The following is a 23,332-nucleotide window of genomic DNA, read 5'->3' as shown; positions in this document are numbered from 1 at the left end:
TTATACCTCCACCATTTCATTTATAGATTTGGCATATTTAATGTCTGATGCTTGTGTATCTTTGTGCCCGCCATTTAAAAGCAAAATTAATTTTCCGTTCCTAATTGAAAAGTATACACGATAGCCTTTCCCAACAAAGATTCGCATCTCACTTACACCAGAGTCAACAGGTTTGATATCACCAAGATTACCTGCCTCAGCCCTCAATATTCGTTTATTGATTGCGTTTACTGCTTTTCTGTCTTTCAGTTTCGAAAGCCATTGGTCAAAATACCCTGTGGTGATAATTTCATATTTCATCCCTCCCATTGTAGCTTAAAAGCTACTTATATCAAGTCAAAACTTGTAACGACGCGATTGAATGTTTAGAAATGAGTGCGCGAGTAGGGAATGAAAAAGTAGCAAAGGAATAATGGCGGCCGCAAATAGCTATAGCTGAAAACTCTTCTGTAGAATATTTTAAAAGAGTATTGTATTCATAAACACTGATCCTCGAGATACCGCAAAGCGAACACAGCGTAAGTTCAGATTGTTCTTTCTTGGAACGATTACCCAATAATTTGTACATAAGGTTTGTAAAACGTACCTTCGCAATATGATTTTCCACCTCAAAGGACAGTGGACTTACAGTACAATAAACTACACACTGAGTTGGCAAGTCAAAAGAATAGAGAGATAGAAAGTGAACGAAGTTGAGGTTTATCAAAGTGATGACGGAAGCATTAACCTAGACGTCTCTGTTGATGAAGACTCAGTATGGCTTACTCAGACTCAATTAATTGAGTTGTTTGACCGTGATCAATCTGTCATTTCAAGGCACACAAACAATGTATTTAAAGAAGGCGAATTAGAGAGAAAAAGCAATATGCAAAAAATGCATATTGCTAATTCAGATAAACCCGTAAACCTATATTCGCTCGATGTCATTATTTCAGTTGGCTACCGTGTGAAGTCAAAACAAGGTGTCAAGTTTCGCCAGTGGGCAACCAAAACTCTCAAACAGCACTTATTGAGAGGCTACACACTAAATGAAGATCGTCTAAGTAAGAATGCCGCTGAACTAGAAAGTGCGCTAAAGCTTGTTAAACGCGCTGCTAGTTTACCAAGAAACAGCGAATTTGGAGCTGGCCTAGTTGACATTATACGTAAATACACTTCTACCTTTTTATGGCTGCAACAATACGATGAAGGCATGCTTACCGAGCCGAAAGGATCTCCAGGTGGTATCCTCTCAGCGCTCTCTGATATAAAACTTGCAATTGGTGAGCTTAAGCGCCAATTAATTGAAAAGGGCGAAGCGACAGCGCTGTTTGCTAGTGAGCGTGAAAACGGTTTAAGCTCAATTTGGGGTAATTTAGAACAGACGGTGTTCGGAGAGCCAGCCTATCCAACGGTAGAGTCAAAAGCGGCACATTTGCTCTACTTTGTTGTCAAAAATCACCCATTCAGTGATGGCAATAAACGAACTGCTGCTTTCTTGTTTGTAGATTTTCTCAACCGTAATAATCGACTATACAACAGCGCTTTTGAGCCAGTAATTAACGATACCGGCTTAGCAGCAACCACGTTGCTAGTTGCGGAGTCCGACCCAAACGAAAAAGATACAATCATTAGATTAATTGAAAACCTTTTAGCGACAAGGGAATGAACTGAATGACCGTCCTTTGTTTAAACCGGGCTAAATTTTAGCACATTGCGCTTTTTAAGTATGTAAAGCCTGAGATGCCGCAAAGCGAACAATCCCACAGTTTAAGTTGTGCTGTTTTTCTAACCAATCCAATCTACTTTTGCACAAAACGGGGATGTTTCCACGATACTCGAAATAGCTCTTTCCAAACCTAGAATGCAAATAGCCCTTATTTTTAGATATACTACGATGAAGAAAGCAAAACCACATAGCAAGCAGCCGCTTGCTTTTAAGTCTACTAACGCTTTTTAAGCATTAACTCATTTCGCTCTATTGGTTTATCGCATAAATCCGCACTTTGTCGCAAAAATATAGTTTTATCTATCAATTTTCTGCTTTACTAGGTTTAACAATCAATCCCAACAAACACGCTCAATAGATACAAACGAATAAAGTTGAAATTGACTCAAGGAACCTGGATGAAACTACTAAATTCAATTGCGGCAATACTGCTTAGTTTAATCATCGTCTGCGCCAGTCAGGCGGTAGAATCGGATAAATCAGACAACTCACAAAAATCCATACTGGTGACAGGCGCGAGCACGGGTATTGGACGACATTTGGCTGAAACATTAGCGAGTGAGGGGCATCACGTTTATGCTGGAGCGCGCAAAGAGTCAGACATCGCAGAGTTAAATGCGCTTGAAAACATAACAGCGGTTCGACTAGACGTCACGAAGCAAAATGAAGTAGACGCCGTAAGGCAATTAATTGAAAAGAATGGCACGGGGCTTTATGCCTTAGTAAATAATGCTGGTATTTTCATTGGGGGCGAGGTTGCAAGTACCGACATGGCCGACCACAGAAAACTCTATGAAGTGAACGTAGAGGGCGTATATCGGGTCAGTAAAGCCTTTATCCCTTTAATCATCGAATCAAAAGGACGCATTGCAACGACAGGTTCAATAGCAGGTACTATTACGCGGGCTCAAATGAGCGCATACAGTGGTACAAAACACTGGATGGAAGCATTTACTGACGCTTTAGCGGCCGAAATGCAAGCTTCTGGAGTAAGGTTAAGCGTGATCCAGCCAGGCAACTATCAAACAAATATTCGCCGCACTAGTGTCCTTCACCAGCACAATAAGCTCAAAGCCCAAGGCAAAGCAATTACACCTGAGATGCAAAAACAATACGATGACATGGCGGCTTATGAACTATCGCTAAACAAGCCCGATGATGTGTCAGAGGCATACATGCATGCCTTATTTGACCCTAATCCTTTGCGACGCTACATAGTCACGCCTAACAAAGAGGAACACGCCTTCACTATCGGCGATAAGATTCGTCAATTGGTGGAGCTGAATCAATGGGGTGAGTATCGATATACGCAAGCTGAGCTGCTCGAGCTTGTGAATAAAGCGATTGAGGGGAATGGCGCGAATTAGGAAAGTGCCGCATTCCTAATATAAGCTCAACTCGGTGCTGTCGCTTATCCCGGGTTGAGTTTAATATACCGTAGAACCGTTTTTGAATGTTCACTAAGGAAGACTTGGGAATGCAGCTTTGCGCCGCAAGCTTCAATCATGCGCTTTGAAGCAAGGTTGTCTGCATAGCAGTGAATATGCACGTCGTCGATTCCCTTTTCTCGCGCTTTGTCCAATGTTTGCCTAAGCAATATCGTGCTCAAACCCTTATTGCGGTAGCGAGGGCGAATACCAAGCCCGATGTGTCCACCAGCATGCTCGAGTGCGGCATTGAGATGATGCCGCAAGTGTGAACACCCTACTATTTCATTGTTGCTGATTAGCCAATACGTGGAATTAGGGACAAGATTGTGCGGAAGCTTAATGCCTTTATCGTATCCTTTGAGTGTACTGACAAATACTGCAAAGTCATCGAAAGGCAAATCCATAGGATAAGGATAGCGCTCTTCATCGCCGAGCTCTTGAATATAGTCTCTATAGCTTTGTTCAAATTGAGCATGAGGTGCTGTTAACTGCATAAAAAGTTTATTGTTTTTCTTCTGCAGTTGGGCGTTGCTCGCGCCGAAATGCATCTGGTGGTGTGTCTAGCATCTGCTCCATAAGCAGCAGAGCGCTGGTTTGAGCCACATGATTAATTAGCTGGCGCTCTGTATTGTCCCCCATTTCATAGGTGACAGCATGCACGCCATAATAATCGGCGATGAACTGTTTAAACACGCCCCTACCCGGGCTTGAACCAGGCCGCTCACGCACCGTAAAGGAGCGAAGACGAGCATCTTTGAGTGAGCTCAGCCAGTTTTTCTACAAACTTTTCAGGTTTAAGGCCATAATCTACCGGCATGGTATAGAAAATATCTTGTTGTGTGGAATGAAAATCCAACGCAAAAACTAAGCGATTGTCGCCTTCTAGCTGCGCATCGAAGTACCGAAACACGCTTCGCGTTTCTTTTTGCGTAAATTTCCCCCAGTCACGGTTTAAATCGATACCACCTGTATTGTGTCGCCAAAACCCGGCATCCACGCCGTCAGGATTGAGTAAAGGCACAATCAGCACGTTGAAACGTTCAAAAAAGCGCTCGTGCAGGGGCGAGCTTGATTGCCCTAAAGTTTCAACAAAGGCATTTAAGGCAAGTGCGCCCGTAATTTCTGGTGGATGCTGGCGGCCTATAATCCAAAGCCATTCAGTGCTCCCTTCATTTTTTGATACTAAGCCTGAAATAGGCTTGCCTTTTTCTGATTCACCTACGACTACTCGAGTAAAACGCTGGCGCAATGAACTGTCTTGCATCCACGCATCATAGCTGTCGCTATTGATAATCTCTTGTGCGCTGATGGTTTGCGCTTCATCGCTTACGTTTAAACTAAAAGTCAGCACGGGTCTTTGTGTTTGCTCTGTATTGCTGTTCTCAGTGGAGTCGTTTATCAACATGTTTTCTACATTAAAGGGCAAGCTTTGCCAATGCCACACATCGCCCTCTAGTTGACCTATTTTGGGCACATAACGAGGTTTGGCGTTTTGTGCCAGCACGCTAATTTTTATATCATGCGAGGGCGTACCAGATGTTTTTGAGACTTTAAATGCATACCAAGGGCTAGGATTGATGGGCGTGTTTTCAGGAGACACTGTAAGCAGATAATGATCCGTGGACAGTTGATCACAGCTCGCTAAACCTGCTCCCGCAAAATCTTTGCTAATGATGACTTTCTCGTAGATGCACGCACTTGCCGCGTTGTGCAAACACCCTATCACCAAAATTAATGCGCATTTTTTTAGTGGTGCTAGCGCTTGATGCGCGATCTGCCAGTATCTATTAGTCATTCTGCTCACTTAATATTGCGCTTACCGATAATTAAAATACTCACTCACTGTCTCCCAAGCAAGTGTTTGCAGTTTATGTGCATCGGTGTTTTTTAGCCCCGCAGTAAACACATTTCCTTCAGGAGAGCGCTGATACAATGATGCGTAAAAAACGCAGGCCGCTAAATACGTCCCTGCGGCGCTAGGATGCTTTATATCATCTCGATAAGTGAGCCTGCGCTCGGTGCCAGCTGATTCAGACATGCCCAGCACGTCTTTTACAAACAAGTTGATGTCGGGAAAAACCTTTTCAGCGCGCTGAAAGGCCAGCCCTACTGGCACCACCGCCACCTGATGCTTTGCTGCCTGAGCCTCATATGCGTGGCGAAGCGCTTGCGCCATATCAGGCTCGCCTTTATATCCCCAGGTCATAAATAAAATCGGAGTAAGCTGACGCTCTTTGATAATTTGGATGGCTTTGCTTAGAGATTCATCGAAGCGGTCTTGTTTACGCTTGCTAATCGGCTCATTGCTATGCCCTTGAAGCACGACGGCTTGCCACGGGCGCGGATCATGCTTAAGTTGATTCGCAAGCCCGTCTAAATGCTCGTGGATGTGCCCGCCGGAAAGGGTAAGCAAGCGCATACGATTTTCACCCCTCTCCCACTCACCCTGTGCGCGAATCAAACTGCCTAGTTGATTGTGGATACCGTTGTTGTAAAAACTAAAACTATTCCCCACAAACAATATTTTCTTGTAACTGTCGCTTCGCTCAGCATTACTTGGAATAGGAGGTTTTGCTTGAAATGCCGATATGGAAGAGGCCTTAGCATCTTGCTCTTCATCAATCAACGCATGCGCGTAATCGTTCATGCAGAGCAGATAAAGACCAAATAAGCAGCTTGCTATCGGAAATACAGCTTTCATAAAAACACCATTGGCGCTAACCATATTGAGACAATAGACAGCAGGATCATACCAATCAAATTAAGCACTGCACCTGCTTTCACCATTTCAGGAATAGTCAGCACGCCTGATGCAAACACGATCGCATTAGGCGGTGTTGCTACCGGTAGCATAAAGGCGCAACTTGCAGCGAGGGTAATGGGAATGCAAAGCAGCAGTGGCGACACACCTAACTCAAGCGCCACGGCGGCCACGACCGGCAAAAAGGTGGCAGCGGTGGCAACATTGCTAGTGAGCTCAGTTAAAAATATCACCAAGCCGGTGGCAGCCACCACTAACACAAAAATACCGAAGCCACCCAAAGGCGTTAAGCTGGATCCTAAAAAGCTTGCCAAACCAGAATTGGATACTGCCGCTGCCAAGCTTAAACCGCCACCAAAGAGCACCAATACACCCCATGGCAACTTTTGTACGTTTTCCCAGACCATAATTTGCGCCTGCTGCTCATTCCCGCTTGGCAGCAAGAATAATAACAGCGCTGCTGTCATTACAATGCCGGTGTCGCTTAAAAAGTCGATGCCCAGCCACGCTGATATTGGCCGGCGCAAAATCCAGCACACTACCACTAATAAAAATACGATGGCCACGCGCTTTTCAGCAACAGACATAGGCCCTAACTCTTGTTTTAAAGCTGACAAATACTGGCTGACTTCAGGATTAGCGGGAATATCTATTTTGAATGTGAAATGAGTCAACGATAGCCACGCCAGAGGGAGCATAATTAGCATCACGGGCACGCCGACCAACATCCAATTCGCGAAGGTAATTTGGATATCGTAGTTTTCAGTCAAAAACGCCGCTAACAAAGCATTGGGCGGTGTACCAACTAGCGTAGCAAGGCCGCCGATGGTAGCCGCATAAGCAAGGCCCAATAGCATGGCAACTTTAAATGCGTGGGTTTGCTCATCTGATAAATGCTGATTGTTTTGTGCAATCACGGTTGCCACCGACAGCGCAATTGGCATTAGCATCATTGTGGTTGAGGTATTGGTCATCCACATTGAGAGCAGCGCTGCTACCAGCATAAAACCCCCAATAAGCCGCTTTCCGTCAGTCCCTGTAATGTTAAGAATGGCGAGCGCGATGCGTTTATGGAGCATCCACTTTTCAACCGCCAACGCCAAAATAAACGCGCCTAAGAATAGATAGATAATCGGGTTGGCATAGTGACTGGTGGTATCGCCAATACTGGCAATTCCGAGAAAGGGAAAAGTGACAATGGGCAAAAATGCGGTAACGGGCACCGGAACCGCTTCACTTGCCCACCACGCTGCCATCCAAAGCCCTATTGCGGCAACCCGCCAAGCGGCTGGCTCCATTGCGCTTTGCGATGCGTCAAATATCATCATGCAAGCAAACAGAAGTGGCCCTAAAATCAGGCCGATATCTTGATAACGAGCACGGGCGTGTTCGTTAAACTGTACAGACGCCATTACAACTCCTTGCGAGCCAAGGTCAATCACGTTGACCTTGGCAATTACGGCTACTTAAAAGCGAGCTCTTACATCAACAAAGTAAGTGCGTCCAAAATCACGGTGGGCGTCTGCAAAGAAACCAAAAAAGCGATCTGCAAGGGGAGCGCGTTCATCAGTTAGGTTACGAATACCCAAACGCAAGCGTGTGTTCACGTCTTTTACGTCGAAACGATAGTCAAAGGTTGCATTGTAGGTTGTCATTGAAGGAATAATGTATTGCGTACCGTCATCTAACGTTAAGGAGCTTTGATAAAATTCGCCAATACGATTGCCACTCAGGCTCGCGCCAAAGTCATCCTTGCGCCAGCTGACTCTCGCCGAATGCCGTTGTTCTTGATTGCCGTCTCGCCCTATTAAATCAGCGAAACCGTCAACGGGAAAACTTGCGGGAATGGCGCCACTCTCTTGTGCACTCACTAATAACGCAGCTTCGCCACCAGGCACTTGCTCAAATTCATCAATAAACGAGCCATTGTAGCTAAACTTAAATTCGCCGATATTTGTGTCTAAATTGTAGTATATGCCAATATCAAAGCCCGCTAAATTTCGATCATCTAAATTAGCATACCTGTCATCGATAAACTGAATATCGCCGGCTGGACATATACCAGCAGCTAAGTAAATAGCGGACTGATCTTCGTCCGGTGCCTGACGGGTTATTGCAGGATTAAACCCGCCGCTTCCGCAGTTTGATGTACCTGCTTCTAAACGCAAGAGTAAGTCGAGCAATGTATGATTTTCTTCACCGAATAAGCCGATAGTGTTCTCTTTTTCTATCGACCAATAATCAACAGTAATGGTTAAATCGTCAATAGGTGTTAAAACGATACCAAGGTTAGTGTTTATGCTCTCTTCAGGCTTAAGTTGATCACTCCCTTGCGCAATTCGCTGAATAGCGTTTCTACAATCAAGCGTGTCTTGATCTGGATCTCCACCGAAAAACGCAGCATATAAACAAGCTAAATCGGTGCGGGTATTGTTACGCGCAACAATTTCTTCATTAATGGTAATTAAATTTGGCGCTCTAAACGCTTCTGACCAAGAGCCGCGCAACATGAAAAAGTCTGTTGGTTTCCAGCCGAACGCGACTTTGCCCACTGTGGTGCTGCCGACATCAGAAAAATCCTCATAACGAATTGCGGCCTGCACGTCTAAGCTGTCAAGCACGGGCACCTGAAACTCCATAAATAAGGATGTCACGCTACGCTCGCCACTGGAATCAGGCGTTGGACTTGAATTCACCACATCCGATACAAAGGGGTAGGTGTCACCTTCAAAATCGGTAAAGGGAATGGTGCCGTCTAATCGGTCGTCTCTATCATCAATAAACGACTCTTCACGATACTCAAACCCAGCAACAAAGCCTACGTCGCCCCCCGGCAATTCGAATAAAGCTGGCGTGGAGACTTTAAAATCAAAGGTTGTGAGTTCAGTTTCATTCTTACGCACTACCTGAATGAGCGCTCTTTCGATATTTGAGTCGGCACCACCACTGAAGGGGTTGTAGGCAGCAGGCGTTGGATCAAACAGCGCTTCCGTAATCAAATTGTTAGACACTCGATTGCTGGTAATATCCTCTTTATTCGCTTGGGAATGTGTAAAAGCCCCCTCCCAGTCCCAATCGCCAATGTAACCTCTAAAGCCCTGCAAAAATCTGAATGAGTCGCCGTCGTTATCGACGATACGGGGTAGTTCAGCGAAGCGATAATTATCAATAATAAGCTCTAATCCAGAACAAGGAACATCGGGAATCATCGAGTCTGGGAGTCGGTTCGGCGAACCACAAGGCCCAAATGGGTTATAGTAGTTTTCTGCACCAACACGTAATCGAGAGCTTGTAAAAGGTGCCGTCGCATGACGGCGTAAGTTTGTTTTTGATTGATAAAGGGAAAACTCAGTAAAGCTTTCTACACCGTTCTTAAATTCATGATTGAGAAATACGAAAAAGTTGGTGCGTTCTAGTTCTGAGCTTAAGTCCCTGTCTGCGTTAAGGTTTAGTCGAAAAGTGCCTTGGCCATCTATTGCGCCGCAGGTAGTTGCATTGATGGCATATTCACAGCGTGGGTCGCCAATTGGGTAGGTTTCAAATTCACCTGAGCGATCAGTCAGTACATCCCGTAATCCTGCACTCGACGCACTTGTGACCAGGTCGTACTGTCCGAATAAAGAGTTGGCGCTGTTGTTCCTGAATCGTATATCACCTTCCCACAAAGAACCTTCAGGCACGCGATCTCTGAAGTCTGAGTTTGCCCAACGTTCGTCGTCTTGTGAGTTGACCCGGTCGCGCGCGAAATAATTGGCGAACATACTGACGTTAGTGCGGCCACCGTTGAAGTCTTTTCCCCACTCTATTGTCAGGGTTTGGGTATCGCGAGGGGTGTTTTCATACTCCCCCCAGCGCGCTGAAATATTTAAGCCTACAAAGTCAGATTTAAGCACGTGGTTTACTACACCTGCGACCGCATCAGCACCGTATATAGCAGATGCACCATCGCGCAGTACTTCGACGCGATCTAAACCTTGCACCGGAATGGTATTGACGTTCACTGAATTTACTGGGACAAAGCTTCCGCCAACTTCTTCAGTCTGATAGGAGGCGGAATTAACCATTCGTCTGCCGTTTAATAACACTAGCGTGTTACCGGTACCCAGATTTCGAAGATTGTAGGTGCCTACATCGCCACGAGCCGCATTCACACCGCCGCTGATGTTCTCAGCTTCACTGAAGAAGTTTTGCCCATTTTCTGGAATGAGCTGAAGTAAATCATCAATAGAATCGATGCCCAAAGTGCCTATTTCATCTGCGCCGATGACCGATACGGCTAAAGTTTCAGCCACTGGGCCGCCTTTTATATTCGAACCGACAACGGTAATTTTCTCGACGGATTCGTCTTCTTCTGCGGCCGCATCTTGAGCAAGAGCGAGTGTAGAGTAAGTACTACTTGATAGTGCAATTGCTAATGACAATGTTAATTGACTTAAACGTGTTGAAGCTGGTTTCATAAGTGTGCCTGCTTTTATATTTTGGGCTAAGTGTGTGTATTGGCTGGATTCCATGTACTACGCGCATGAGATGCACGGATAGCTTGCTCGGCTGAGCAAAATAAGGGAGCAAATAATCGTGCTTATTCGTCAGACTGACGGTGGCAATCACGCGTTATATCCTCAAAGCTTAATGAACAATGATTGAATCTCATGTTCCAGTAGCTCAAAAAATATACGCCTATGTGCGAGGATATTGCAAGTCTTTTGAAATACTTGCCTGAAATGCTTGGCTTATAATTGCCTAAATTTGTCCATCTACAATAGGCGCAAAAGCGGTAAGTGAGTCGATAAAGTTGGCATTGCCAAGGCTATTGCCAGGTAGTACTTCGTTTATTCGGCCCTGCTCACCATGCAGGGCTAAATAATTGAGCACCACCGTTTCAACTAATAGATTCACATTGTTAGCTGCGGGTGTACTTGCGGTTTCAACGCTTCCGTCGCTGCGCATATAGCCAAGCTGCTGATGCATAGCTTGTTGGCTTTGGTCTGCACCTATTAATTGCGGTGTGCCGTTGGGGTTATAAACCAAGAAAAATGAGGCAGCGGTAGAGGAATTGTCGCCTGTCCAAACGCCCTTGCCGCGCCCGTCGGCAGAGTTATCAATCATGCCATTGCTAAACACTGAGCCGTCGCTGCACACGTACATCATTAAAGGCATGCCAACGCGCGCTGCATATTCCAGACAAGCGCCCATGCAGCGGCCTGCATGCAAATCACGTATTTCACCGGTGGACCGATTCCCAACATGATAGTCGTAGCCGCCCATCGTGATCGTGCCTGCACCTGCAAAGCCGTTCATTACCAACTTCATTACCGATGCGGTTTTTTGAAACTCACGGTCTGAGGCAAACTCTTCAGCGCTGAATATGCCGCCGTCCCCTACAATTACTGGGTCAAGCTCAGGGTTAAGCGTGCTTGGGTCACCAAATCTATCGGTAATATCGGCGCTTTTCACATAAGCACATCTGACTAAGTCTTTAAGGACATCATCACTGCTGATTTGGGTGTTAACGCGATTAAGTTTCATGTCTGATATACGCTGAATTGACTCCATCACAGCTACAGAGTCATCCTGAGACAGCAAGCCGACTAAATCGCCGGTATCAACTAAGCCCGTCACATCAGAGGGTCGGTCGACTTTGGTGGGGCGAATAGCCGCATCAATTAAGTCAGCGGGCGCCATAGAATTGCCGCCAGAGTCAGAATTACGCGACCCAATCAATGTTAGCAGTGAGCCATCGGCACCTGCTTTATGGATGCCGTACATCGGATTATGGGGATTGTTGCCAGTATCGTTTTCAGATCGTGCAGGTATTACCGCACCATTTACATTGGCTCTGTTTGTGAGTGCCAACTTATCTTGTATGCCTCTTAAAAAAGCACTGTCGGAATGAAACGCTAAGCCTAATTCGGTATTGATAAAATCTGAAAGGCCAGTGTCGGGGTTGGCAATAGAGGGGATCATATCGCCAGGCAGTCCTTGTCTTGAATAGCCTTGAGCACTTAGGAAATCCATTTGACCGCCGCGTCCACCCACGAGCACGTTTGAGCCCGCTATATTTGCTCCACCGGCTAAATCAAACACGATAAACGGAATTTTGCCAGCGCCTTGAGTCGCAATGCCGCAGCTTTGTTTCAGGGCTTCTAGGTCGGGTGAGAGCTGAGCATAGGCCTTTCTTGGATTGGCAAACAAACTCAAAACTGACGCACCTGCAAATGCGGTAGCGCCCGCACAAAAACCTTGAGCAATGAAGTCTCTGCGGGTGATTGGTTTGCCGTGGTCATTGTGCAACAGCGGTGCATCTTTAGTATGCGCTGGTGCGACCTTAGTGCATCGCGTTGAAAAAGATCGCTTTGCGGATTGGGTTTTGGCCTTGGGCATGCTGTAGGTTTTTTTCATAATGGGTGTTCCTCAATCCGCTTACTGAACGGTAACAACAGCACTGCCCAGCAATGCTGCGCAACTGGCCTTCACGACGGTTTTTGTGGTATCAACAGAGCAGCTACTGCTAGCTGAGCAGGTACTTAAACGCTCAATCAAGGCGCTGATTTCTGAGTATATTTGAGATGACTGTGGTTGCGAGCTAAGTCCGCTTCCAAGCATGCGCTGACTTAAGGGCGTAATGATTGCGGCTTTTGTATCTTCACTAAAGCCGTTATTGGCATTGGCGCTAAAGTTCACATTTGGAAAATACTGCGCGCGAAGGTTTGTGTCTTCAACTAAGGCATCACAGTATTTAATCGCTAACTGGGTGACTGCCATTTGGTTTGATGCCAAGAAGCTGTCTAGTGCAGTTACGCTAGGGAGTTGCTGACGCAGTTGAGTATATGTGACGTAAACATCATTTTGGTTGCTGGCAACGCCGGTGAGCGCTGACATACTAGCATTGATTTCTTCAAAATTCCGTACACCAACTTCGGCCTGTGCCGGTAAATCGCTTGGTGGCGCAGGCACTGGCGCTTGTGCAACAACGCGTTGAGACTGCGCTTGGCCAAGCAGGTCAAAGGTAAGGAAAAACTCGTCCAGTTCAGGTCCCTTTTGCACAGGAATAATCGTTCCTTGAGCCGATAAAGGCACGCCGCTCAGCTCATTACTTGTAGCCGAATCAATAGCGGTATTTAGCCTTGCAAAACTTTGCCCGGTGCTTGCCTCTCGACCATTAATACCAATGCGCATGCCTGCTAGACGAATGTCGTCAAGTGCAGCGCTATTTTGTGGATCTAGACTGATAACAAAAGGCTCGGTGAACAAATAGCTGTAGCTATCAAACTGACTGACTTCAAATACGACATAGGATTGCGGCACATCTATAATGTCAGTAATACCGAATAACAGATAAAATTTTTGCCCTATCCCCGCATCAAAATTGCTCTGAATCTGCGCGCTGTCTAGCGAACGGCTGTGAATTGCCACCATACGAATAACGCCAGCAAAAGGAAAACGACCACTGACTTCGCTTCCTAAAACAAATGCGAAAGTGTCATCCCAGTCATTGAAATTGCTGGCTTCGATACTATCAATATCCCCTGTGCTTTCGCCATTGACGAATATCTCTCTGGCACCGCTGGCACTGTAATTTACGACCACGTGTTGTAAGGCAGTTTGGACATCTTCATCGGCATCTGCTGTGCTAAGCGCAGGGCTGCCGTTTGCGTCCGTATTGCCATGACGAAGCAAGAAGTTATAGTTGTAAAGGCTCTGCCCTAGCATAAAATTGCGTCTGTCATCGCCGCCTGAATAGCTGATAATGCGAGCAGGCCCCTCTTGGGTCACATTTGCTGGCGCAACCCAGGCCTCAATTGCAAACTCGCCAGTGGCGGTCAACAGTTCATAGAGCTTTCTGCTATTACTTGTAGTGCCTTGCGCTTTGCCGTTGACAAGATTGATTCCCCAGCCACCTACCCAGCTGTATTGACCAGACAGCGTTAAATCCAAAGCTGGGGAGACACCGCTGGTATCAAAAGCCGTATTGCCAGAGCCGGTTTTAAATTCCCATTTAGCCACCAGATTTGACTCAAACCGTCCGCCGCCGCTGGCAAGCGTGCCGTCAAATAAGCCCACTGCATCGGAGGCAACCAAATTGCTATCAAGCTGGGTGACTTCTATTGCATCAGACATCGTTTGAACAGCATCGTTAAGCGTTCTGGCATCACTGGCACAATCGCTCCAGCAGTTATGAAATTCGTCTCTGACTCTGGCAACGACTCGGCTGTCTTCAGGCACATCTAAGTTAAGCTTGGATATAGAGGCAAAATAAGCCTCGGCGACATCACTTGAGGCGATAAAGGGAGAAATAGGAATTGCTGCATCACCGGTGTGGCATTCGTTGCAGTAGGTTTGCAAAATAGGGTAAACGGTGTCCTCAAATAAAGAGGGTGACGACGGAAAGTTTTTATTTGCACCTACTTCTCTCGCTATCGGTGCTTCTAATTCAATGCTTGTAGCGCTTTGATTGTCATCTAGCCATGCGCCAATCCACGTGATCATCAAATCTGTACAGGCGCTTAGGCTGCTTAACCAGCAGTTGTGACCGCCTGCCACCTTTGTTATCAGTAAGGAGTCATTTGGGGCATTTTTGTCCACCAATGTATTGGTAATCGCATAGGCTTCGTTAATGTCGTCAAAACGCGCAAATGCCGGGTCTTGTTGATTTTGAATATGACAAGCGCCGCATTTATCTGCACTTGCCAAGTTGTCCCATACATTGAGTTTGAAGTTCTGTACATCAGTAGTTGCCGGAGGCGGACCATTGTAGTTGCTGTCAGGTGAATTGTTAGGAGGCGGTGTGGGCGTTTCAGTTACCTGCGTATCGGAACCCCCACCGCAGGCGCTGAGGGTGATAATGGTAAGCATCCAAACGGCAGCGCTAATCAGTGTTCGACGGTTGATATTCATGTCTATTCTCCCGGCGCAGATAAGCTAGAGGAGCAATAAACCGCAGTATCAGCGAACACGTTTTTTATCTTATAGCCAGATGCAATAAAATTGTCAGTCATACGAGTCAGAGCCAAGCGGTCGTCACTATCTTGTACCTGCCGCAAACACACGTTTTCAAATACCTTGGTAACTTGGCAAGCGGCAAACTTACGGCTGTTGGCAAGCTCTTCCCCCATGCTTTTTGCGCCAAATCCGCTGCCGCTAAGCTGTTGTGACCAGCCCAAGTTTTGATTGATGCCTTCTCGCCAATAGTTATCCCATTTGTCGTCATTTATGATAAAGCCGAAGGGAAAGTTGTTTTCATTAATGCGATGCTTTGCTGTAACACGCGTGCCGGTTTGTGCATCAATCTGCCCTTCGCTGTTATATCGAAGCTGCCCATTTTCACCCTGTGGGTCGGCATCGACATTGTAATCGTACTCATAATAAGCAAAGGCTTGCGCAAGTGGATCCATACCGTTATGACAAGCTGCACAGGAATTTGAGAAAATACGGCTGTCACCACCTGGGCTGCGACTTAAATCTTGGCGGATACGATCGGGAGGAAGACTAGTATCTCTTAAGGGCTCAAGATCGGTGCAAAGATGATTCATTAAAGTAAAGCGCAGCATTGCGCGATTGGTGCCGTCTTTGAAAAACGATTTTGCAGCGGCTCTTGTAGTCATGACGCCAGCGGTGGCGTCAGGCGCTAATCCAGTAAGGGAAGACTGAGTGGATTGCACCAGTACCGTTGATAAATCTAAGCCGCTATTTTCAAGCGCTTCATAGTGCGCATTATTGCTGGTGCTGTAAGCAGGCGCGCCAGCGTGGCCGCTGGCGCTATAGAGAATGTCAGCACTTAAGACGGCGCGAAAGTCTAGATCATCGCGCACCATGCCGATGACGGTCGCAGTGTAATCGTTGAGAGGCGCAAATATATCGGCTTCTTCGTTAGTCCAAGGTGTTACCCAGTTTTTAAGCGTCACGTTATAGAAGGATGGATCTTGCATGGCCAACTGAGCTGCGCCTAGCGCGTCAGCATTTTGAATTAAGCTACTCATTTGGTCCAACACCAGCGCCGATGGGGGCACGCCTGCAATACGGTCATGGATAAACTTAGCCTGCACTCGTGCATCTTGCGATGGGAGACTTTGTGAAAGCGATAAAGGTGGAAGGACTAAAAGCGCAAGAGCAAATGCCGCACTATCTAGAAATCCGGGTCGGTGCATGGACTACTCCCTAAATTTGCAGCGAGCGTGTTATCTCATGCGTGCCTTTACACAAACTGTGCCTAAAACAACAAGCTACTGATAATTAAAGAGATAAGTTTGATGCAAGGCTTACTCAGCTTATCCTAAACTGAATGACAAGCTTCAATTGGTCGCAAATGGTCGACACCAATACAGCGGATAAACCATCATTAAGCGACAAATATCAAATTATCTATAGATTAATCAATATCTTAGAGTTTAGTCGAAAAGGTGTGCATTCGTAATCATCGAAATCTTTTTAGTATGAAAATGTTTTTTTTAATTCTAATTGTGCATATATAACTTGATTTTTATAACCTAAATTTAAGGCATTTTCCTTGTGTCATCAACTGCTGCGAAACACTTGTTTCACTTGCTATACCAGCGCCCTAAGTGACTATTTTAAGTGACATTTCATACACGCTTCTTATCCATGTAAAGCGCAAAAAAGGATGACTTTCGCGCGCCTCGTCTTTGAATCGCGACACTAGCTACGCTGACCCGATAAGCACTATTCTTGACAATGCGTAGTGTCTTACCCGAGTGCAACACTCAAGCCGAGAGCTTGATCAATTGTTCAAACAAATAGCATTTCTGACTCGGGGTTCGACGAGTGATAGTTATGAGAAGCTGATACATGAAATACAAGCATCACAATCCAATAAGCTTAGGTGCATCCTCATCATGAATAAAAGAGGGGTTCATCGCACTCGTTGCTTGGCATTTATGCTTGCTATGCTTTTTAGCCTGTTCATTGTTGCCTGCGGTGGTTCAATTGTAGATTCAAATTCAGACGACGAGCAGGGTGCGGATCCCGTTGTCGTTGAAGTCCCTATCGCGTTTATTCAAAGAGATTTTCTCTCATCAGACGGCCCGCCGCTGCGCGACATCACTCAACCCGCTCAGTTTATTCCAGGCGCATCGCTAGTCATAAAACGCAGAGCAAGCGCATCCTCTTCTCAAATCGATTTGACTCAGCGCTTGACTGCGCTGATGCTGCAAAGCGCGACAGGAGAAACGGTGGAGGTCAATGAACAAGCACCGATTGTAGATGAAAACGGCGTTCCAGTACTCATCGATATAAAAGACTTGGAAAACGACTACAGCGGACAGCGCATTGTGTTTGCAGCACGCTTGCCAGATTTAGCCGAATTTGATGCCTTAGGTTTTTCACCCACTTGGGATATATATTTGTATTCTCGAGACGATGACTCGCTCATTCGAGTTATCAGTTCCGATGCCGGCGCACAAGCGGGTGACGACACCGGTCCTTCGTTTTTAGCAGACGGACGCATTGTGTTCAGTTCTACTCGTCAGCGCGGCAATCAAGCCCGTTTGCTTGATGAGGGAAAACCTCAGTATTCTGGCCTTGAAGAGAGCCTGAACGTGCCGGCTTCTGTGCTGCATTTGATGGATGCAGACGGCAGTGATATTACGCAAATTTCGTATAACCAAAGTCATGATTTAGACCCTGTTGTACAACCTAATGGCAAAATACTCTTCAGTCGCTGGGATCAGGTATCGGGCGATAAAGGCCTTAATCTCTACCAAATGAACGCTGATGGAAGTGATTTAACCCTTATGTACGGACGCCACAGTCGTGATTCAGTGCCTGGGATTAATGCTGCGCAATACAGCAATACGAGTGTTACCCCAGATGGCCAAATTTTGTATGGTGCAGCGTCTTTTTCAGAGCCCTTATTTAACACCAACTATTACAGCATTGATATTCAAGCCTTCACAGACAACGAGCGTCCGATTGTGGGTGAAGTAGCTGATGGCGCAACACAAGCGCAACAAAGCATATTGTTTGAAAGCATCAGCTTGTCAGAAGAGATATCAAAAGGCGGATATATCAACGCTTTGTATCCATTGTGGGACGGCAGCGGGCGAATTATTTTTGGCTGGGCGCAGTGCAGGTTGTATAAAGCCTTGGCAGAAGGTGAAGACCCTAGCGACCCAAACTTACAACGCACCATAGCCCCCTGTAGTGAAGAAAACATTGCAAATACGATTGTTGATGATGAGAATCCGAATGCAGATATGGCGGCACCAGAGAGCTTCGAACTTGCCCCCCCCGTTTATGGTTTGTGGATGTTTGACCCTGCGCAGGCATCAGATGAGAGCGCGCTAGAGCAAACTCAACTAGCGCTAAATATTCCCCAAGAAACCGTCGCTATTAGTGAAGTGGTTGCCATGGAAAACCGCCCCTTCCCGGCCAACCCAATTTCAAGCGTGGATGCGAGTAATCAGCAGCTTCTCGATAATGCCTACGGCGTAATCAACATTGCCAGCGTTTATGATTTTGATGGCGAAGACAGCAGTCCCGCCGGCATAGTAGACACTAGCAATCCATTAATAACGCCTGCTAGCATGCGCCCGGCTCGTTTTTTACGGGTGGTTAAAAGCGTGTCGATACCTGACGACGACGTGCTCGAATTCGACAATTCTGCGTTTGGACGCTCACAAGATCAGTTGATGCGAGAAGTATTAGGATATACACCTATTCAGCCAGATGGTTCGGTCAAAGTCGCGGTACCTGCGAACGTTCCCTTTACTATAGAAGTGTTGGATGCGCAGGGTATGCGTATTTATGAAAGACACGACAATTGGTTGCAGCTCGTGCCCGGCGAGCAGAAAAACTGTGTGGGTTGTCATAGTCAAGATAGTGAAGCGCCTCACGGGCGGATTGAGGCGCAGCACGATTCAATCAATGGTGGCGCACCTAATACCGGAGCTCCCTTTCCTGGCGCCAACCCAAGTTTATTTGCCGACATTGGTGAGACCATGGCACAAACGTTTTCGCGCGTGCAGGGTTTGCCGTCATTAACCTCAGACATTGTATTTGAGGACATATGGGCGAATCCACAAACACAGACGCCAGAACCATCATTTGCTTACGCCTATGCTGATTTGCAAACACCCTTACCAGTGTCCCAAAGCTGCGCACAAAATTGGTCAGCTATTTGCCGCAGCGTGATCAACTACCCTCTGCATATTGCGCCTATTTTTGAGCTAGATAGAGCCACACGGGACGAGCTGGGAAATGTACTGAATGATAATACCTGCATAGCATGCCATAGCGATACAGATGCAGATGGACAAAGCCGCATACCGGCGGCCCAGCTCAATCTCGTCAATGCACCGTCAACAGATGACGCAGATGTTGTCACTAGCTACCGTGAACTTCTTTTTAATGATAACGCGCAGGAGCTTGTCGACGGCGCGCTACTGGATATTGTGGAGCCCGTATTAGATGAAAACGGTGACCCAGTGTTCGCCACAGATGAAAACGGCGAGCTGATTTTAGATGCTAACGGTGACCCTATTGTGCTTGTTGATGGGGTAAATGTGCCCCCCAGTATGCGCACACAAGGCGCCTTAGCCAGTGAGCGTTTTTTCTCGCCATTTTTAGCCAACGATTTAGACACAACGGTAAACCATGCCGAGCTTTTGTCAGCCGCTGAGCTTAAGTTGATTGCCGAATGGTTAGATATTGGCGGCCAATACTACAATAACCCTTTTGATGCGCCGCAGGACTAGGAGAATGTTTAGTCACGTCTTGAGCGCAAAACTCATCCTCGCACTTTGCCTATATGGTGTTTCTTCCCCGCTTGTTGCTTCACAGCCTTTTGAGTTGATTGTCAATGGTGCATTTATCAACGTCCACACGGGCCCTGCTCAAGCTTACCCTATCTTTCACGTGGTCGAAAAAGGTGAGCGTTTAGCCGTGCTTAAATCACAAACCTCATGGTACAAAATTCGTGTGCAGACTCGCGGTGGCAGGGCAGTCGAAGGTTGGATAAGTGAAAAAAGTATTGCGCTAACCCGCTTAAGCGACGGTAGTAGCGTGTTTGCTTCCAGCGGCAGCTTTGAAGACTATCAAAACCGCGACTTCGAAATAACATTGATGGGTGGTGTACTTGACGATGTTGCAGCGTTGAGCGCATCTGGCACCTGGGTGTGGACGCGCAATTTGGCGGTGGATGCAAGCTTCACCCAAGCCCTCGGGGATTTTTCTGAAAACAGAATTTGGTCGCTTCGCATGCGTCATACTTTATTTCCCAGCTGGAAGATAAGCCCGTATTTGGCTGTTGGGGCGGGTCAAATTCGCACCCAGCCAAGAGCGAACTTAGTGCAAAGTGGCGACGAATTGAGAACATCTAACCACTACGAGGTGGGTGCCGGTGCGCGCTATTACTTTACTAAAAGTGTGTTGCTCAAATTTGAATATCGAGCCTTACTTGCGCTTACCGATCGCGATGAACAAGAGCGCCTAGATCAGTGGATGCTGGGCGCCAGTGTGTTTTTTTAAAGGAGAAATGGCAGTGAAATTGACCGTGAATAGAATTAAACAATATGGCGCAACCGTTGTTTGTCTAGCCGTGCTAGCGAGTCAATTTATCATCAACAATACTGCCTTTGCTCAAGTCAATAGCAATCAAGCACAGGTGGAGATTGATCCAAATATTGAGCGTCGTGACATCAAAGAATTCGACATTGATTCTGAGAATTTTGAGGTGGGTGCATACATGGGTGTCATTAGTATTGAAGATTTTGAATCCAATGTTGTATATGGCGCTCGCATTGCCTACCACGTCAATGAACACCTTTTCATTGAAGGAACCTACGGTATTGCTCAAGCCGGCGAAACCAGTTTTGAAACCCTCTCGGGTGGCGCACCGTTTTTGACCGACGACGAGCGAGACTACCGCTACTATGATGTTTCCCTTGGCTACAACATGAACGGTGAACTATTTGTGACCAGTGACCTGGTGTTTAACACCGATTTTTATCTGACGCTGGGCGCTGGCAGTACAGAATTTGGTGGAGATGAACGCTTCACTGTCTCGGCAGGGGCAGGCTATCGAGTGCTGCTTACCGATTACTTCGCGCTTCGATTAGATGTGCGCGATCACATCTTCAACAGCGATATATTAGGCAAAGAAAAGAACGTGAATAATCTAACCTACACGCTTTCAACCTCATTTTTCTTTTAAGGCATGTAAATGAAAAGGCAAGCACTATGAGATTCCAACCATACCGTTCGCAAACGGCGCTTAGTTTTATCTTACTCGTTATGCTGTCGGTGGCTTTACTTGGTTTTATGTCAAGTTACGTCAATGCAGCAACTGAGGGCATCAATAAGAGTATTTTAGCACCGGATTTTACCCTTAAGAGCAAAGATGCTGGCAATATTCGCCTGTCGGAGCAGCGCGGCAACATTGTGCTTATCAACTTTTGGGCCTCCTGGTGCGGGCCATGCCGAGAGGAGTTACCTGAAATGGAAAGCCTCTATCAAGACTATTCTGACTTAGGCTTTGAAATTTTAGCGGTGAACGTAGACGACCACCCTGATAAAGCCAATGTATTGCTTGATGATATCGAAGTGAGCTTTCCCGTACTTTACGACACTCAGGGAAAGGTCAGTGAACTTTTTAATGTCAATGCTATGCCAACCACCGTGATTATCGATCGCAATGGCAAGCAGCGCTTGCTTCATATGGGTTATCGCAAAGGCGATGAGCTTAAGTATGAAGAGGCAATCAACATGCTATTGCGTGAGGAGTAAGCATGCGTTGCTTTATTGGATTGATAGTCATTCTTGCAAGTGCATTTTTAAGCGGGTGTGCAGGCATGTCGACGCAAAGCGAGTATTTCGCCATGACCAACAATCATTCTGACGCTCGGCTTGAAGCGCAAAACAGCAAAACTGCGCAAGCTTCAGATGGTGTCATCCCAAATGATGCAACAACTGAAAAGACGCCAGAGAGCTTTTTCGAAGGCTTGTTTAGTGCCTCATTTTTTAAAGTAGAACCTTGGGTAAAACCCTATGAACGCAGTAACTTAGCAGACCCCATCATGAGCATGAATCGTAACCCTATCGCTTTAGCCTATGGTAAGCACGTTAATGAATCACGAGAAGGCGCACGTGGCGCCGATGGCGGTGCTGGTGGTGGTTGTGGCTGTAACTAAACAAGTGGAACCGTCTGTACGAACGCTACACCGTTTTGATACCGGAATCGTGTTAAAAGATGCTGCCCAAAGTCAAGCGCTGGCTGCTATGAAACAACGACCGCTTTTTCTGCGACCATCTCGATTTTGGTCTCGCGTGTTGAAAACAGCTTTGTTTTTATTCGCGCTGGTACTCATTGTTGCCGCAATGATTGTTTCAATTTCTTCCAGTCAGGCCGCGGTGTTACCGCAAGACCGCTCGGATGTGATGTATCACCGCTATGAAGGAGATGGCGTGACCATTGACGGCCCCTCCGTGCTGCTGAGAAAAAAAGTAGGTAATCATGTATCGCTCTCAGCCAATTATTATGTCGATACGGTGTCTGGCGCGTCCATAGATGTAAGGGCAACCGCGTCCCCTTATCAAGAAACCCGAAAAGAGACCACGCTGGGCTCTGATTTTTTGCACGAAAAAACCTTGTTAAGTGTCAGCTACACCAATTCAAGCGAAGAAGACTTTGAAGCAAATTCCGTTTTCGTGGGCATCAGTCAAGACTTTTTTGGCGACTTATCCACTATTTCACTCACTTATTCCAAAGGCTGGGACGAGGTAGGGCGTCGCGGTGATGAGAGCTTTAGTGAAGAGGCTGATAGACAAAAGTTTGGCTTCGGCTTTACGCAAGTCTTTACCAAAAACCTGATCATGGGATTTAACGCCGAACATATTTCCGATGAGGGCTACCTTAACAATCCGTATCGAAGTGTAAGATTTTTGGATGCAAATTCTGAACAAGGCTTTCGCTTTGCCACTGAAATTTACCCAAACACTCGCTCATCTAATGCATATTCGTTAAATGCAAACTACTACTTGCCCTACCGCGCGGCTATCTACGCTGATGCTCGCTTATATGATGATACTTGGGGCATTGACGCGCAAAACTACAAGCTTGGCTACCTGCATCCTTACCAAGGCTTTTTGTTTGATGTGTTTGCTCGCTACTACACCCAACAGAGCGCCGATTTTTATCAGGACCTGTTCGAACGCGAAAACCAGTTTAATTTCATGGCACGTGATAAAGAGATGAGCACCTATAGTGGGCTTACTCTAGGGGTGGCCGTCAGCTATGAATGGCAGTTTTCATCCAGTGACATGATTAAACGAAGTTCATTGCATTTTGAATACGACTATATGGACTTCGATTATGAGGACTTTCGCGACGTTACGGCGGATGCGCCGGTGGGCGAAGAGCCTTTGTTTGGTTTTTCCGCCAGCGTGATCAAGCTTTATGGCTCAATTTACTATTAGGAGCTC

The 23,332-nt window shown here is 46.5% G+C and carries 18 protein-coding genes; 8 read left to right on the top strand and 10 right to left on the bottom strand.

What is annotated here, in order from left to right; all coding sequences use genetic code 11:
• Entirely contained in the window at positions 1-300 is a 300-nt protein-coding gene (locus tag PN836_RS12960; protein WP_395338928.1) for a type II toxin-antitoxin system RelE/ParE family toxin, read from the bottom strand.
• A 382-nt stretch (positions 301-682) separates the two neighbouring features.
• Between PN836_RS12960 and rhuM the strand changes: the two genes are divergently transcribed.
• Together rhuM and PN836_RS12950 are read left to right on the top strand one after the other, a co-directional pair.
• A complete protein-coding gene (gene rhuM / locus PN836_RS12955; protein WP_395338926.1) occupies positions 683-1,648 on the top strand; it encodes a RhuM family protein in 966 nt (321 codons plus the stop codon).
• Between the two features lie 458 nt (positions 1,649-2,106).
• Entirely contained in the window at positions 2,107-3,075 is a 969-nt protein-coding gene (locus PN836_RS12950; protein ID WP_395338924.1) for an SDR family NAD(P)-dependent oxidoreductase, read from the top strand.
• A 44-nt stretch (positions 3,076-3,119) separates the two neighbouring features.
• Here PN836_RS12950 and PN836_RS12945 read toward each other — a convergent pair whose 3' ends face one another.
• The 9 genes from PN836_RS12945 to PN836_RS12905 all read right to left on the bottom strand — a co-directional run bounded on the left by PN836_RS12945 (position 3,120) and on the right by PN836_RS12905 (position 16,044).
• Positions 3,120-3,632 carry a GNAT family N-acetyltransferase gene (locus tag PN836_RS12945; protein WP_395338922.1) on the bottom strand — a complete coding sequence of 171 codons (513 nt, stop codon included), beginning with the start codon at positions 3,630-3,632 and terminating at the stop codon, positions 3,120-3,122.
• Positions 3,633-3,639: 7 nt separating this feature from the next.
• Complete coding sequence (locus PN836_RS12940) at positions 3,640-3,831, bottom strand: hypothetical protein (RefSeq protein WP_395338920.1); 192 nt, start codon at positions 3,829-3,831, stop codon at positions 3,640-3,642.
• A 28-nt stretch (positions 3,832-3,859) separates the two neighbouring features.
• Positions 3,860-4,933 carry a M14 family zinc carboxypeptidase gene (locus tag PN836_RS12935; protein WP_395338918.1) on the bottom strand — a complete coding sequence of 358 codons (1,074 nt, stop codon included), beginning with the start codon at positions 4,931-4,933 and terminating at the stop codon, positions 3,860-3,862.
• Positions 4,934-4,954: 21 nt separating this feature from the next.
• Entirely contained in the window at positions 4,955-5,839 is an 885-nt protein-coding gene (locus PN836_RS12930) for a hypothetical protein (protein WP_395338916.1), read from the bottom strand.
• On the bottom strand, positions 5,836-7,311 hold the full coding sequence (locus tag PN836_RS12925) for an SLC13 family permease (protein WP_395338915.1): 1,476 nt from the start codon (positions 7,309-7,311) through the stop codon (positions 5,836-5,838). The genes PN836_RS12930 and PN836_RS12925 overlap by 4 nt, the downstream gene beginning before the upstream one ends.
• Positions 7,312-7,365: 54 nt before the next feature.
• Positions 7,366-10,356, bottom strand: a complete 2,991-nt coding sequence (locus PN836_RS12920; protein ID WP_395338913.1) for a TonB-dependent receptor domain-containing protein — start codon at positions 10,354-10,356, stop codon at positions 7,366-7,368.
• A gap of 283 nt (positions 10,357-10,639) precedes the next feature.
• On the bottom strand, positions 10,640-12,298 hold the full coding sequence (locus tag PN836_RS12915) for a hypothetical protein (protein WP_395338911.1): 1,659 nt from the start codon (positions 12,296-12,298) through the stop codon (positions 10,640-10,642).
• 21 nt (positions 12,299-12,319) lie between these two features.
• The gene (locus PN836_RS12910) at positions 12,320-14,794 is read right to left on the bottom strand and encodes a LamG domain-containing protein (RefSeq protein ID WP_395338910.1); all 2,475 of its coding nucleotides are present in this window, start codon (positions 14,792-14,794) and stop codon (positions 12,320-12,322) included.
• 2 nt (positions 14,795-14,796) lie between these two features.
• Positions 14,797-16,044 (bottom strand): hypothetical protein, encoded by a 1,248-nt coding sequence (locus PN836_RS12905; protein WP_395338908.1) that lies wholly within the window; start codon positions 16,042-16,044, stop codon positions 14,797-14,799.
• A gap of 705 nt (positions 16,045-16,749) precedes the next feature.
• On the opposite strand from PN836_RS12905, the gene PN836_RS12900 reads away from it, so the two are divergent.
• The 6 genes from PN836_RS12900 to PN836_RS12875 all read left to right on the top strand — a co-directional run bounded on the left by PN836_RS12900 (position 16,750) and on the right by PN836_RS12875 (position 23,326).
• Complete coding sequence (locus PN836_RS12900) at positions 16,750-19,608, top strand: hypothetical protein (RefSeq protein WP_395338906.1); 2,859 nt, start codon at positions 16,750-16,752, stop codon at positions 19,606-19,608.
• A 4-nt stretch (positions 19,609-19,612) separates the two neighbouring features.
• Positions 19,613-20,380 (top strand): SH3 domain-containing protein, encoded by a 768-nt coding sequence (locus tag PN836_RS12895; protein ID WP_395338904.1) that lies wholly within the window; start codon positions 19,613-19,615, stop codon positions 20,378-20,380.
• Between the two features lie 13 nt (positions 20,381-20,393).
• Complete coding sequence (locus PN836_RS12890; RefSeq protein WP_395338903.1) at positions 20,394-21,065, top strand: outer membrane beta-barrel domain-containing protein; 672 nt, start codon at positions 20,394-20,396, stop codon at positions 21,063-21,065.
• Between the two features lie 26 nt (positions 21,066-21,091).
• Positions 21,092-21,637, top strand: coding sequence for a TlpA family protein disulfide reductase (locus PN836_RS12885; RefSeq protein ID WP_395338901.1), 546 nt, complete (start codon positions 21,092-21,094; stop codon positions 21,635-21,637).
• Positions 21,638-21,852: 215 nt separating this feature from the next.
• Positions 21,853-22,041, top strand: a complete 189-nt coding sequence (locus PN836_RS12880; protein WP_395345653.1) for a DUF4266 domain-containing protein — start codon at positions 21,853-21,855, stop codon at positions 22,039-22,041.
• Positions 21,977-23,326 carry a DUF3570 domain-containing protein gene (locus tag PN836_RS12875; RefSeq protein WP_395338899.1) on the top strand — a complete coding sequence of 450 codons (1,350 nt, stop codon included), beginning with the start codon at positions 21,977-21,979 and terminating at the stop codon, positions 23,324-23,326. The genes PN836_RS12880 and PN836_RS12875 overlap by 65 nt, the downstream gene beginning before the upstream one ends.
• Positions 23,327-23,332: the final 6 nt, after the last annotated feature.

The sequence above is a fragment of the Ningiella algicola genome (assembly GCF_028401415.2).
In the GTDB taxonomy this organism is placed as follows: Bacteria; Pseudomonadota; Gammaproteobacteria; order Enterobacterales; family Alteromonadaceae; genus Glaciecola.
This window is presented reverse-complemented; position numbering and strand designations above follow the sequence as displayed.

Bases quoted from the DNA above. Each gene is read 5' to 3' on its own strand.
- PN836_RS12960 (WP_395338928.1), bottom strand. From the start codon at position 300: ATGAAATATGAAATTATCACCACAGGGTATTTTGACCAATGGCTTTCG.
- PN836_RS12950 (WP_395338924.1), top strand. From the start codon at position 2,107: ATGAAACTACTAAATTCAATTGCGGCAATACTGCTTAGTTTAATCATC.
- PN836_RS12945 (WP_395338922.1), bottom strand. From the start codon at position 3,632: ATGCAGTTAACAGCACCTCATGCTCAATTTGAACAAAGCTATAGAGAC.
- PN836_RS12935 (WP_395338918.1), bottom strand. From the start codon at position 4,933: ATGACTAATAGATACTGGCAGATCGCGCATCAAGCGCTAGCACCACTA.
- PN836_RS12930 (WP_395338916.1), bottom strand. From the start codon at position 5,839: ATGAAAGCTGTATTTCCGATAGCAAGCTGCTTATTTGGTCTTTATCTG.
- PN836_RS12925 (WP_395338915.1), bottom strand. From the start codon at position 7,311: ATGGCGTCTGTACAGTTTAACGAACACGCCCGTGCTCGTTATCAAGAT.
- PN836_RS12920 (WP_395338913.1), bottom strand. From the start codon at position 10,356: ATGAAACCAGCTTCAACACGTTTAAGTCAATTAACATTGTCATTAGCA.
- PN836_RS12915 (WP_395338911.1), bottom strand. From the start codon at position 12,298: ATGAAAAAAACCTACAGCATGCCCAAGGCCAAAACCCAATCCGCAAAG.
- PN836_RS12910 (WP_395338910.1), bottom strand. From the start codon at position 14,794: ATGAATATCAACCGTCGAACACTGATTAGCGCTGCCGTTTGGATGCTT.
- PN836_RS12905 (WP_395338908.1), bottom strand. From the start codon at position 16,044: ATGCACCGACCCGGATTTCTAGATAGTGCGGCATTTGCTCTTGCGCTT.
- PN836_RS12900 (WP_395338906.1), top strand. From the start codon at position 16,750: ATGAATAAAAGAGGGGTTCATCGCACTCGTTGCTTGGCATTTATGCTT.
- PN836_RS12895 (WP_395338904.1), top strand. From the start codon at position 19,613: ATGTTTAGTCACGTCTTGAGCGCAAAACTCATCCTCGCACTTTGCCTA.
- PN836_RS12885 (WP_395338901.1), top strand. From the start codon at position 21,092: ATGAGATTCCAACCATACCGTTCGCAAACGGCGCTTAGTTTTATCTTA.
- PN836_RS12875 (WP_395338899.1), top strand. From the start codon at position 21,977: ATGAATCACGAGAAGGCGCACGTGGCGCCGATGGCGGTGCTGGTGGTG.